Origin of the sequence: Pseudoalteromonas sp. SG43-3 (assembly GCF_014164385.1) — a bacterium.
In the GTDB taxonomy this organism is placed as follows: domain Bacteria; phylum Pseudomonadota; class Gammaproteobacteria; order Enterobacterales; family Alteromonadaceae; genus Pseudoalteromonas; species Pseudoalteromonas distincta.
The window spans coordinates 1-12,769 of sequence record NZ_JACJFC010000037.1 but is presented as its reverse complement, the minus strand read 5'-3'; the positions used below and the strand labels follow the sequence as shown (position 1 = coordinate 12,769).

Annotated in this window: 9 protein-coding genes; 4 read left to right on the top strand and 5 right to left on the bottom strand. The window is 38.0% G+C overall.

The genetic code is table 11. The features are described 5' to 3' along the window. Positions 1 to 20: 20 nt before the first annotated feature. The 3 genes from H5157_RS20025 to fdxA form a co-directional block, all read right to left on the bottom strand. A complete protein-coding gene (locus H5157_RS20025) occupies positions 21 to 1,775 on the bottom strand; it encodes a putative bifunctional diguanylate cyclase/phosphodiesterase (RefSeq protein WP_370626122.1) in 1,755 nt (584 codons plus the stop codon). Between the two features lie 568 nt (positions 1,776 to 2,343). Continuing rightward, positions 2,344 to 4,587: a carbohydrate binding family 9 domain-containing protein gene (locus H5157_RS20020; protein ID WP_182725382.1), complete on the bottom strand. Its 2,244-nt coding sequence runs from the start codon at positions 4,585 to 4,587 to the stop codon at positions 2,344 to 2,346. Between the two features lie 136 nt (positions 4,588 to 4,723). Further along, entirely contained in the window at positions 4,724 to 5,047 is a 324-nt protein-coding gene (gene fdxA / locus H5157_RS20015; RefSeq protein ID WP_002958626.1) for a ferredoxin FdxA, read from the bottom strand. 194 nt (positions 5,048 to 5,241) lie between these two features. Between fdxA and H5157_RS20010 the strand changes: the two genes are divergently transcribed. Together H5157_RS20010 and H5157_RS20005 are read left to right on the top strand one after the other, a co-directional pair. Then, positions 5,242 to 6,849: an NAD(P)/FAD-dependent oxidoreductase gene (locus H5157_RS20010; protein ID WP_182720906.1), complete on the top strand. Its 1,608-nt coding sequence runs from the start codon at positions 5,242 to 5,244 to the stop codon at positions 6,847 to 6,849. 95 nt (positions 6,850 to 6,944) lie between these two features. Continuing rightward, positions 6,945 to 8,444, top strand: a complete 1,500-nt coding sequence (locus tag H5157_RS20005; RefSeq protein WP_182725381.1) for an amidase family protein — start codon at positions 6,945 to 6,947, stop codon at positions 8,442 to 8,444. 31 nt (positions 8,445 to 8,475) lie between these two features. On the opposite strand, the gene H5157_RS20000 is transcribed toward H5157_RS20005, so the two are convergent. Then, complete coding sequence (locus H5157_RS20000) at positions 8,476 to 9,780, bottom strand: DEAD/DEAH box helicase (RefSeq protein WP_002958629.1); 1,305 nt, start codon at positions 9,778 to 9,780, stop codon at positions 8,476 to 8,478. A 129-nt stretch (positions 9,781 to 9,909) separates the two neighbouring features. Further along, positions 9,910 to 10,827, bottom strand: a complete 918-nt coding sequence (gene dapA / locus H5157_RS19995; RefSeq protein ID WP_182725380.1) for a 4-hydroxy-tetrahydrodipicolinate synthase — start codon at positions 10,825 to 10,827, stop codon at positions 9,910 to 9,912. Positions 10,828 to 10,998: 171 nt separating this feature from the next. On the opposite strand from dapA, the gene H5157_RS19990 reads away from it, so the two are divergent. Together H5157_RS19990 and H5157_RS19985 are read left to right on the top strand one after the other, a co-directional pair. Then, positions 10,999 to 11,652 carry a DUF6058 family natural product biosynthesis protein gene (locus H5157_RS19990; protein ID WP_182725383.1) on the top strand — a complete coding sequence of 218 codons (654 nt, stop codon included), beginning with the start codon at positions 10,999 to 11,001 and terminating at the stop codon, positions 11,650 to 11,652. Between the two features lie 96 nt (positions 11,653 to 11,748). Beyond that, positions 11,749 to 12,609 (top strand): delta-class carbonic anhydrase, encoded by an 861-nt coding sequence (locus H5157_RS19985; RefSeq protein ID WP_182725379.1) that lies wholly within the window; start codon positions 11,749 to 11,751, stop codon positions 12,607 to 12,609. Positions 12,610 to 12,769: the final 160 nt, after the last annotated feature.

The window sequence follows — 12,769 nt, the reverse complement described above, 5'->3', positions numbered from 1 at the left end:
CTAACTAACTAACTAACTAACTAACTAACAATATCCCACGCACTTGTACCCGATGCAGAAAGATTGCTGGTGTTATTACGTAATACTTTATTGCCTACATTAACTGATGACTCAGGACGGCTCACTAAATACCCCTGAACTGAACTCACACCCATTTTTTTAACAAGCTCAAACTGCCCTATTTCTTCAACGCCTTCAGCTACAATTTTAAGGCCCAGCTTTTGTCCAAGCTCACTAATTGTATTTAATATATCGTTATACTTTTGGCTTTTATTGGCTTGAGCTATGAACGAGCGATCAATTTTAATAACATCAATTGGTAAATCCGCTAATGTACTTAACGAGCTAAAACCTGTACCAAAGTCATCAATTGCAATAGTGATGCCTTCTTCTCTTAATCTACTTAGCTCTTTGATTATTCTAGGACTGGCTTGAATAAATGTTGATTCGGTAATTTCTAGCATTAAAGACGTCGCCGGTAAGCCGGTTTTTTTTAGCTTCTTCATTATCCAATCATAAATATCACGGTGCTTTAACTGAATGCCCGAAACGTTAACTGATATTTTAACTTTGCGCATACCTGCATTATGCCATGCAGCCATTTGCCGACACGATTCAAGCATAATCCAATCGCCAAGCTCTAATATTAAATTCGACTCTTCTGCTATTGGAATAAATTCTGAAGGTGGGATCATACCTTCAACTGGGTGGTCCCAGCGTGTAAGCGCTTCAAAATAATCAATCATACAATCTTCAACATGTACAATTGGCTGAAAAGATAAGTAAAAATCTTTACACGCGAGCGCTAAACGCAATTCTTCGAGTAAATAATGATAACGGCGCATTTTGTTACCCATTTCTGGCGAGTAAACTTTAAATATTCCCTTACCATCACTCTTAGCTCTGTACATAGCAACATCAGCTAGTTGTAAAAGTGCTTGTGGGGTTGACGCGCTTTCTGGGTAAGCAGCAATACCAATACTGGCACTAATTTTTACTATTTTATTGCCAAGCACAAAGTCTTTTTCAAGCTCACTTAACACGTGCTTCGCAATGTCAACAACTCTGTCGCTATCATCAAGTAGTTCTATAAATATGGAGAATTCATCTCCACCTAATCTTGATAAGTTTTGCTCTAATTGATTAGCGCTATTAATATTACTTAACTTATGGTGACGTAAAACATTTGCAAGTCGACTGGCCACTTGAACTAATATTTCATCACCAAAACTGTGGCCAAACGAATCATTTACTTGTTTAAAGCCATCCAAGTCGATAAATAGAAGCGCACATTTGAGATCTTCCTGATTAGCATGATTTATTTGTCTGTCTATGTGTTCAATATATGCATGGCGGTCAATTAACAGCGTCAGTTTATCTTGACAAATACTTGTTTGAGTTTGTTTTACATAATTAACTACGTGTGAATTTAAGCTATTTATAGATTGACTTAAGCTGCTTACACCTAATGGGTTCTCTGCCGGTTTAACTTGTAAATTAAATGCAGTAAGTAAGCTATTGGCTTGGCGGTTGAGCTCCGCTATTTGATTTTTATAATGACGTTTTCTACGTTCTCTACGTAAGTAGATACCTGAGCCAAATATCAATATACATAAAAATAAAAAGTTCATGGGTGATGAGAGTGTCATCATGATTAACTTATTAGAATCAGCGGCTACAAATTGGGTATCAGTGGTTTTGATAAGTAAAAAATCAGCTGTTGGCTGCTCAATTATATAATGGCCATTTAAAATGGGATTATACCAAGGAGCCATATCAAGGGAGGTATTCGTGATCTCGAAACTTCGTATATCAATATTAGTCTGAAATAGATTTATACGGTTGATCTGATTAGTTAACTCTATGTTTATGCAGAAACAAAATAGAACTATGATTAAGAAAATAAAACCGAGCGGCTTAAGTTTATTCATAAAAAAAATCCATCTATTTTGCTTCTCCTATCAAACCTATTACCAAAAACGGATTATATCGCTTGCATTTAGTACTACGCAAACATTGATATAATCCTAAGCCATTAGAATAACAAAAAATTGTAACGATAATGGATTAACTAACTATATCTACATATAGTATAGGTGGGATTAATAAAAATAAACAAAAACGTTTTAATTGTTTAAAATTTAATACATTCGGTATATAAGCTTTGTCGTTTTTTTGCCGCATTAATCTATGCCTCACCACTACAGCTTTAAGTACTTATATTTACTCAACCTTTATCGGATTTGCTCCGCTGTCGTACATCATTTAAAAATTATTCTTGCGCATGATGCATTGCTACTCAAACTAGTTAAAAATCATCGCTAGTACTGTTATTATTAAAGTTTAAAGCTGCCATGCATAGCTAACTTTTGTAAATAAGGTACGCTGATCTCGCTCAATATTTTTAAGTGAATCGTCTTGGTAGCCTCTATCTGAGTAACCCAAATAAAACAGTGTTTGCGCATTAATTTTATATGAGTAAACAAGCTGACTACCATAGTCTTTGTTAATTTGGCTAACTTGATAAAAGTAGGCATTTTCGTCTCTATCAATATCTTCAAATTGCAAAATAAGCTTAAGGATTGAACGCATACTAAATTTATAATGGAGCCTAAAATCAACTAAGTTAGCTGTAAATACACGCTCCCCTTGTGGGTTATCTAATTGGCTGTAGTTATGTTTTACATCGAGCTGCCAATGGTCATTAATGTCCCACACCATTTGGGTTTGGGTGTCAAACGCATCGCCTAATTGCTCATTTGCATAATCAATGCGGCTAGCGTATTCAACATATAATGATAACTTTAAATCTTTAGTGGGTTTAAAGCCTGTATAAATGTAACCAATATTTTGATTATAAAAATTGTCATTATAATTTTCATAACGGTGTACTAAACCAATTTCAAAAATAGATTGTTTTTGACCTTTAAAACTCAAAAAGCCTTCGTATTCTTCTTCAAGTAAGTCGCCATTTTGTGCCCACGTTTTATCCCAGTCAGCTTCGTATGACCATGAGGTAAGTAAATCAGATTCATCTCTGTACCATGTTTGTCCGCCACCAAAGCCTACTTTTTCATAATCGACTTTAGCTTGATAACCTAAATCAGTGCGGTAGTCCTGCCCAATATTTTCATAAGATGCAAATAATTTGTAATCACGTTTATCGCGGGTAAGTTCTAGAGCATAAGCTTCATCTGATTGAGTTTGAGATAAGTTATAGTTTTGAATTAAAAATTCAGAGTTACGAGTATCAGCAGATGACACTTGATACAAAAGAGTATCCGATTGATTAAACCAGTAGCTACCATCCACTGATAATACAGTGTTGTGATAGTCATCACTTTCTCTGTGCGTGCTTGAAATACCAATAGTACCTTGCTGACCTAAGTCATATTGATAACGCCCTGCGGCTGCATTCGTTTTTTCGTTTAAGCTTGCAAAGCCAGAGCCCTGATTCGTTGGCAGTAAAATATTACTATTGTCGTCATCAGCTAGCATTAGCGCATAACTATGATCGCCCGTTTTACCCGTCAGCTTTGCACCTAAAGTAGGCTCTGCAATTGTACGTGTATATAAAAGCTCAAATAAACTACTTTTAAAGTAAGAAGCACCATCTAAAAAGAAAGGACGTTTTTCAGCGTAATAAATTGAAAAGGTTGTATTTACATCAAGCTCTAAAGAGTCAGTTTCTACTTGCGAAAAATCAGGGTTAATTGTCGCGTTTAAAACAGCATCTTTTGTTAAACCCCAGCGTAAATCTAAGCCCACTTCAGTATCTATATCACCCTTATCCCAATCACCTGGCAACGCAGATTTATTATCGTTACGCAGTGTGGTTAATGTAGGTGTTAATTGGATATTTTTACTTGATTCAATGTCACTAAAGCCAACTAACTTATCAAACTGGCAAAGGCTGCATTTCACATTTCTATCAAACCCCATATTTGATAGCTGATATAGCACATCACGTTGATAGTTTCTCATTACAGAAAAACCCCACGTTAGCTCATTTTTATTTTCAGGAAAACGCAGTGCTTTAAAAGGAATACGCATTTCAACAACATAACCTTTGTCGTTAATTTGTCCTGCGCTATCCCAAATAGCATTCCATGAGGTATCAGTACTCCACCCATCGGTGTCGGTCATTCGTATATCGCCTTGCGCGCCCAGCGGGTTAACATGGAATTCATAACCACTGCGTTCATCATTAAATGTATCAATAACAAGAATAACGACGTCGTCTTCCCATAGCGTATCGCGGTCACGAAGTGATGCACGAATTTGCTCAGGGTTAGGATCCTCAGCAATAAAACCAACATATAAGTTAGTGCCATCTTCGTAAATAAAGGCATCAGTTTTTACAGGAGGAGTGCCTTTTTCGTTAGGCTCATCTTGGTAGAGTAAAGATATACGTGTTGCATTTTGCCAGTGCGCCTCATCCATAACACCATCAACGGTGATATTTGAATCAATACGGGACAAGGATACTTGCTGTTTTTTAGCCGCTACATCAAGGCTTGAAAGTAATAAAGCAAAACTTAAAAATAGGAAGGTAAACTTTTTTATTATAGTTATAAAGTACTGCATAAACATCCATTTAGACTGTAATTACTCATAAGGAGCAACTTAAGCTGAGGATTGTAATTTATCCAGGTACATTTGTTAATACTTTGAAATGAAAAATTAACTATTTAATGATAAAGGAGTAACTAATTGTTATGTATTATGTTTCGAGTAGTTTAAGCTTATCGTCTATGCCATTCCATACATCAGCGTCCTCTGGTGCAGGTTTAACCTCTGTAATGCGCGGCCAGACCAGTGCAAGTTCAGCATTTAATTCAGTAAACTCTTTTTGAGACTCTGGTAGCTCATCTTCTTGGTATATCGCATCAGCTGAACACTCAGGGACACATAAGCCACAATCAATACAATCAATCGGGCTAATTGCTAAAAAATTAGGGCCTTCAAAAAATGCATCTGCTGGGCACACTGATACGCAATCGGTGTACTTACATTTTATACAATTTTCGGTGACAACAAACGCCATACTATTTTAATACCTAAGATTTTGAACAACAGTTGTGGATCATACCCATCCACCCCAAAAATACAATAAATAAGTGCCATATCAGGCTATTTTAACGTAAAATGCGCGCCTAATGTTTGCACACTCGTTGTGTCCTGCATCCCCTTATTGTGAGCGGTAATAATACCCCGCTATGACACCTAAAAGAGATATAAATGATACGTTTAACCGAAATTAAGCTGCCACTTGATCATGACGAAGACGCAATTGGTCAAGCAATTGTAAATAAACTAAAAATCCTACCTGAACAATTGCACAGTTTTAATGTGTTTAAACGTGGTTATGATGCACGTAAAAAATCAGCTATTTTACTTATTTATACACTCGATATAGAAGTTGATAACGAAGCCGAGCTACTCGCAGCATTTGAAAAAGACCAACATGTAAAAGTAGCACCAGACACAAGTTATAAATTTGTAGCCCAAGCTAACAATAATATCAAAGAGCGCCCTGTCGTGATTGGTTTTGGTCCTTGTGGTTTATTTGCGGGCTTATTACTTGCTCAAATGGGCTTTAAACCCATTATATTAGAGCGCGGTAAAGAAGTACGTGAACGTACAAAAGACACGTTTGGCTTTTGGCGTAAACGCACACTTAATACAGAATCAAATGTACAATTTGGTGAAGGTGGCGCAGGTACTTTCTCAGACGGTAAGTTATACAGCCAAGTAAAAGATCCAAAGCATTATGGCCGAAAAGTCATTACTGAATTTGTAGAAGCAGGCGCACCCGATGAAATTTTATACGTAAGTAAGCCACACATTGGTACGTTTAAACTTGTCACCATGATTGAAAAAATGCGCGCTCGTATAATAGAGCTTGGCGGCGAAATTCGCTTTAGCACACGTGTTGACGATATTCATTTAGACGACGGGCAAGTAACAGGTTTAACGCTTTCAAATGGCGAGCAACTAAACACTCGACATGTTGTATTAGCCGTTGGCCATAGCGCACGTGACACGTTTGATATGATCCACAAAAAAGGGATTTATGTTGAAGCAAAGCCATTCTCAGTCGGTTTTAGAATCGAACATAAACAATCAATGATCGATGAATGTCGTTTTGGCACAAATGCAGGAAACCCAATTTTAGGCTCTGCCGATTATAAACTTGTTCATCACTGCGACAATGGCCGCACGGTTTACAGCTTTTGTATGTGCCCAGGTGGCACAGTAGTCGCGGCAACCTCTGAAGAAGGCCGTGTTGTTACCAATGGTATGAGTCAATATTCACGAAGTGAGCGCAACGCTAACAGCGCTATTGTGGTAGGTATATCACCAGAGCAAGATTTCCCTGGTAATCCACTTGCCGGAATAGACTTACAACGCAAACTTGAAGAGCAAGCGTATGAGCTTGGTGGTAGCAACTACGATGCACCAGCACAGTTAATTGGAGATTTCTTAAAAGGTAAATCATCTGCAGACTTAGGTGAAGTACAACCCTCTTACACACCTGGTATTAAGTTAACTGACTTGAGTAAAGTGTTACCACAATTTGCAATTGATGCCCTTCGCGAAGCGATACCAGCGTTTAATAAACAAATTCGTGGCTTTTCAACTAACGACGGTTTATTAACCGGTGTGGAAACACGTACTTCGTCGCCTATTAGTATTAAGCGTGATAAAACATTCCAAAGTATTAACACCAAAGGGCTTTACCCTGCTGGTGAAGGCGCAGGTTACGCTGGCGGTATTTTATCAGCGGGTATTGATGGTATTAAAGCAGCTGAAGCAGTCGCACTGTCTATGTTAGAAAGCGCTTAAACCTCTTTTTTAAGCTGTTTATCGAAAAGCCTCACTTTGTGAGGTTTTTTTGTGCTAAATGTATAGAAAATAATAACAACTCAAGCACCTCAACAATGATCAAAACATTTACCTTTTCGTTGCTTAGTGTATTAGCAATTTTTAACGCTAAAGCACAAGAGCTAAAAACCATCGATGAAATCCACAGTGCATATAAAAATAATTCTATTAATGCACAGCAACTCACCCAAAATTATATAGACCGAATTAATAAACTTAACCCACAATACAATGCAGTTATTAGTATTGAGCCTACAGCGATTGCTCAAGCTAAAACGTTAGATGAACTTGCCGCCAAAGGCACTTGGACAGGTCCATTACACGGAATACCTGTACTTCTTAAAGATAATATAGAAACAAAAGGCACACTTCCCACAACGGCTGGCTCTTTAGCACTTAAAAATAACGTTACTAATAATGATGCTTTTGTTGTTAAACAACTACGTAATGCGGGCGCTATAATTTTAGGTAAAGCTAATTTAAGTGAATGGGCAAATTTTCGTTCATCCTATTCATCTTCAGGCTGGAGTGCCGTAGGCGGACAAACACATAATGCGCACGATGTAACACGTAACCCATGTGGTTCTAGCGCAGGTTCTGCTGTTGCAGTAGCACTTAACTTTGCGCCCATAGCATTAGGGACTGAAACAGACGGTTCAATTACGTGCCCTGCCTCAGTAAATGGAGTTTATGCAATAAAACCGAGTATGGGCCAAGTATCACGCTCAGGTGTTGTGCCTCTTTCTAGTAGTCAAGACTCAGTAGGGCCGATGGCGCATTCACTTAAAGATGCATTGCTGGTTTTATCAGTTTTGCAAGGTGAAGACTCCCTTGATGCAACAACTACAGGGTTTAAATTAAATACAGGTAATCTAAAATCAAAATCGTCACTTATTATTGGTGCACTGCCTAGCGACAAATTTACAGTTGAAACGCAGCGCCTTTATGCCAAGCAGTTACAAGCATTAAAACAGGCTGGGCACACTGTTATTAATGTAGATATTACTGATAACTTAGATACGCTATTTGTTGATGAATACTATATTTTACTTTACGACTTTAAAGCCGAAATTAATCATTATCTTGCAATCACTCCCGCACAAGTAGCTGTTAAAAGCCTAAAAGCACTTATTAATTTTAATATTCAAAATAAAAATACAGAAATGCCCCACTTTGAGCAAGACATCCTAGTTCAATCTCAGGCTATTGATTTAACTAACAAACAAAAATACCAAGAGACTAAAGAACGCTATCGCACTTTAGCAACGACAGCCATTGTTAATGTATATAAAAACAACAAGCTTGATATTGTTATAGCGCCTACAGTATCACCCGCCTGGAAGACAGACTTAGTTAATGGTGATAATTTTAATGGTAGTAGTAGTTCGTTATCTGCTATTGCAGGCACAACGCACATAACTCTGCCGGTAGGCAAAGTAAGTGGTTTACCAGTTGGTTTGTCCATAATAGCAAATAAAGAGGGCGAGCAAGCGGCTTATTTATACGCAAATATTATTGATGAGGTGTTATCATCAGGCACAAAAAAACCTGAGTAAACTCAGGTTTTTTTTAACTAAACGGCGTTAACTATGACTTTTTAAGTGACAGTTTTTCGCCTTTTAAGCTTTTACGAACGCTTGAAATACGTGAACGATTTACTGCTCTCGCTTCACCGGTTGCTTGTCCTGATAACTTGTTAGAACGTGTACGGCGTAAATGCGCTGGTTTTTTACCAATTTTATCAATTAGTACTTCACGGTTACTTACTTCGTAACCTTCTAAATATACACGTTTGATTTTTTGACCGATTAACGTTTCAATTTCAAACAAAGTGTTTTCTTCTTCGCGGCTAACAAATGAGATTGCTTGACCTTGGCGACCAGCACGACCTGTACGGCCAATACGGTGAACGTAATCTTCTGCAAGCCATGGTAAATCAATATTAATTACACGAGGTAAGCCATCAATATCAATACCACGAGCAGCCACTTCTGTAGCCACTAATACACGTACTTTGCCTTCTTTAAACTCACGTAAAGCACGACGACGGTTACCTTGAGATTTGTCACCGTGGCAAACGCCTGCCGGAATACCATCAAGGTTAAGCTCTTTAACAAGCTCATCAGCCGTTTCTTTCATGTTTACGAATACAAGCACTTGTTGCCAGTTTTTCTTACCAATCAATTCAGAAAGTAGCTCTTGCTTACGACGCTCTTCAACAGGATAAACAACATGCTCAACAGTACTTGCTGTACTGTTAGTTTGATCAACACGCACTATTTCAGCTTGTTTTAATACTTTAGATGCAAACTGTTTAATTGCTGCAGGGAATGTAGCTGAGAAAAGTAAAATCTGGCGCTCTTCTGCACAGCTTTTAATCACGTTTTGCATGTCTTCAATAAAGCCCATATCAAGCATACGGTCAGCTTCATCAAGAACAAGGTGCTTAACACTTGCAAGGCTTAAGTTACCTAAACGAATATGATCAAATAAACGACCTGGGGTTGCAACAACAATATCAACACCTTCTTTTAAAGCGTTTGCTTGGCCGGCGGTACTAACACCACCAAATAAACTAACAACTTTAAGTGATGTATGCTTTGCAAAATCTCTAAAATTATTTGCAATTTGTTCTGCAAGTTCACGCGTTGGAGCAAGTACTAACGCATGAGGTGCATTCGTTGTGCTGAGTTCAGACTCAACCAATTTTTGGATGATAGGTAAAGCAAACGCGGCAGTTTTGCCGGTACCAGTTTGTGCACTGGCTAAAACGTCTTTACCTTTACGAACAGCAGGGATTGCTGCGCGCTGAATGGGCGTAAGAGTGTGATAGTTAAGTTCGTCCAACGCCTGGATGATTTCAGGAGCGAAACTAAAAGATTTAAAATTCATGCTGTATAACCTACGGCCACATTATCAAGGGTCGCAAATTATACAGCAAAAACGAGTCAACAGTTAGCTTTAAACTGGATTAAAAGCTAAAAATTAGTTTGTTAAGTCATTAAAATATTGATTATCAACTCAAGAAAGCGTTAATACCTCATTTTGTTTTAATAACTGTGCTTTACCACCGACAACTTCACGTTCGTTAAGCTCATTTATTAATGGCAAACCTACTTTTTGTTGCTCATCACTAAGCGGTAAATACGGTAATCTAAATACTGGATTTACTGCACCTGTCATCATCATCGCAGTGTTAATAGCAATAGGGTTTGGCTCACAGAACAACCAGCTCATTAATGGTTGTAATGACGTATTTAACTCATCATTTTTAGTATCCATTAATTGGCGAAACAACCCAGGAATAAGGTTAGAAGTAACCGAAATAACACCGTGAGCTTTGTGTACATGACGAGCGTCGTGTGATTCATCGTCGTTACCAGACCAACACGCAATGCCTTGCTGCTCATACTGTGCAATACGCTCATTGCCGCCACATTCTTTAATACCTATTAGGTTCGAGTGCTGTGCTAATGGTTCAATAATATCAGGTGTTAGGTCTTGACCTGTGCGACCGGCTACGTTGTAAATAAAGGCAGGTCCAATATCAAGTACGCGTTTAAAGTGCTCTTTAACACCCGCGATTGACGTACGTCCGTAATATGGGTTAATTTGCAGTGCTGCATCCATACCGCTGGCAAAGCCATATTTAGTTGCTTTAATCGCTTCACGGGTGTTGTTACTACCGGTATTACCAACAATAACCAGTTTGTCACCATACTTGTTTGCACTGTGCGCTATAAGCATTAAATGCTCTTCCCAGTTCATTAACTGGCCTTCGCCTGTTGTGCCACCGACTACAATGCCATCAACGCCCGCTGCAATTTGTATTTCAACGAGTTCATCGTACTTTGCGAGATCAATTTCACCGTTTGCTAAATATGGCGTTTTAATAGCTGTAATAAGGCTTGCTTGTTTAATTTTCTCTAGGGTGCGCATAAAAATTCATTATTTATAAAACTTGCGCTATTTGTAACATACTTGCCGGTATTTTTGGAGGTATAAGCGCACATTTAATTGTAAAATCGCTTGTGTTATTGAGTTTGGTAATACAAAATGAATAACTGTATATATAAACAGTATTTTATTTTTAACGATACCAGAGGCTTTATGCGTTTATCTGACTACTTAGCAACTCATTTTTATAACACCGATGAACTGTGCCAAGCATTAAACATAGATGCAGATACACTTTTAGCTTGGCAAGAGCGAAGTGTGTTCCCCAAACCAAGTTACTGTATTAAAAGTCAACTTAGCTGCAGCTCATATTCGGGTTTGTATGAATGCGAAGAATATGACGACTATTATCCGCGCGGCTGTGTTAATTGGGGGCAAGGTCTTTTAAAACAAAAAATAGAATCATCAAGCCATGCTTTTAATTATTTTGCGCAGCAATATACTGCAAGCCTAACTAAACTCGCTCAGCAAGGATTTACATTTAGCGAAGAGCTATTTGGCTGTGAAATAGACGAGCACTTACAGCAAGTTTGGCAACAGTTTTTATGCAGTAAATATGGCGTACTTACTCAAAATGGATTAATAGACGAAATAGTCTCGGTAGACATTGGCAGGCTATTAGTTGACGACATTACAGAACTGCGCAGTAAAGGGAGTTTAAACCAAGAAGAAAGAGCGCTACTACACCCCGCCATGAAGCTTTTAAACAAAGCGTTAGGGCATGGCGCCGATCATGAAAAACAACACACATTACGCACCCGCTATATAGATGCACTTATTTTAAAATACGATTTATCTATTAAATAGTTTTGCATTAGTCTAATTATTTTAGGATTATTTGACGAAAAACAAGAGCTGTTAACTTAATTGTTACGCAAAAAATAATTTAAAGGCACTGACTCAATGACAATCAAAACACAAATAAGTGTAATTTCTGCTGTCATCACTATCCTATCTTTTAATACACTAGCTAAAGCTAACCACGAAATAGTAAATGACGACATAATAAAAATGCAGCGTGCAGCGCTTGCTAAAAACACCGCTAATAAAGGTTTTGGGCCACAATCTCCACGCAATATTGATAATTATAAAGGCGAAAACACGGCAGTTTTCTCTCATGCCCCAACTTCATCAAATATGAACTTATGTAATATACACTTTCATAAAAATGCTGAACATGCCGGTGGCGAATTTAGCAAATACGCAGGAAATGGTAATGGAAAAGGTCTTCAAAGTGGCTACTTATATTCAGGCTCTTTAACTAAAAGTGAAAGTAAACCAGCAAAAATTGAAATTTGTCCGAGCGATCACGGCGCGCTTTTAGTAGGCGATACCATTGAGGTTCATAACGTTCATACGTCAGCAATTGTAAAACCAGGCCCTACCTTGGGGAGTTGTTTAAGTGATTCGATTAAAAATCCGCAACTACGTGTTGAAGCTCAAGTATATGTATTAGTAAACGATGCTAACGCACTTGATTTTGCTCAAATAAGCGCCGTGTCATCTGTTAATGGTTACTATCAAGCTATTGCTACACCTACAAATACGGGTAAACCTGTTGTCTATAGTGGTTCAACTACTGGCCCGAGTTACAACGAAGCAGGCTCTCCTTTTCAAGTAACATGGTCAGTTAAACCAAAAGTAGCAAAGGTTGATATAAACAGTGTTGGTAAATGGTGTGAAAGTAACGCCTTTGATGAAGATCATGCCCACGGCGTACGAAATCTCGTAATAAATCCTGCACTACTCTCTAAAATCAAATAATTAAAATTTAGCCAAATAAAAACAACCCACTAATTAGCTGTCTCTTATACACAAATCCCTGCTAAGAAATTAGCGGGGATTTTTTTGAACTAAATCTCAATGTCATGATCAGATCTTCAAATCTTGTTTGAGGGCACATTATGATTAACGAACATACTCA

Bases quoted from the DNA above. Each gene is read 5' to 3' on its own strand.
- H5157_RS20025 (WP_370626122.1), bottom strand. From the start codon at position 1,775: ATGGCTCCTTGGTATAATCCCATTTTAAATGGCCATTATATAATTGAG.
- H5157_RS20020 (WP_182725382.1), bottom strand. From the start codon at position 4,587: ATGCAGTACTTTATAACTATAATAAAAAAGTTTACCTTCCTATTTTTA.
- fdxA (WP_002958626.1), bottom strand. From the start codon at position 5,047: ATGGCGTTTGTTGTCACCGAAAATTGTATAAAATGTAAGTACACCGAT.
- H5157_RS20010 (WP_182720906.1), top strand. From the start codon at position 5,242: ATGATACGTTTAACCGAAATTAAGCTGCCACTTGATCATGACGAAGAC.
- H5157_RS20005 (WP_182725381.1), top strand. From the start codon at position 6,945: ATGATCAAAACATTTACCTTTTCGTTGCTTAGTGTATTAGCAATTTTT.
- H5157_RS20000 (WP_002958629.1), bottom strand. From the start codon at position 9,780: ATGAATTTTAAATCTTTTAGTTTCGCTCCTGAAATCATCCAGGCGTTG.
- dapA (WP_182725380.1), bottom strand. From the start codon at position 10,827: ATGCGCACCCTAGAGAAAATTAAACAAGCAAGCCTTATTACAGCTATT.
- H5157_RS19990 (WP_182725383.1), top strand. From the start codon at position 10,999: ATGCGTTTATCTGACTACTTAGCAACTCATTTTTATAACACCGATGAA.
- H5157_RS19985 (WP_182725379.1), top strand. From the start codon at position 11,749: ATGACAATCAAAACACAAATAAGTGTAATTTCTGCTGTCATCACTATC.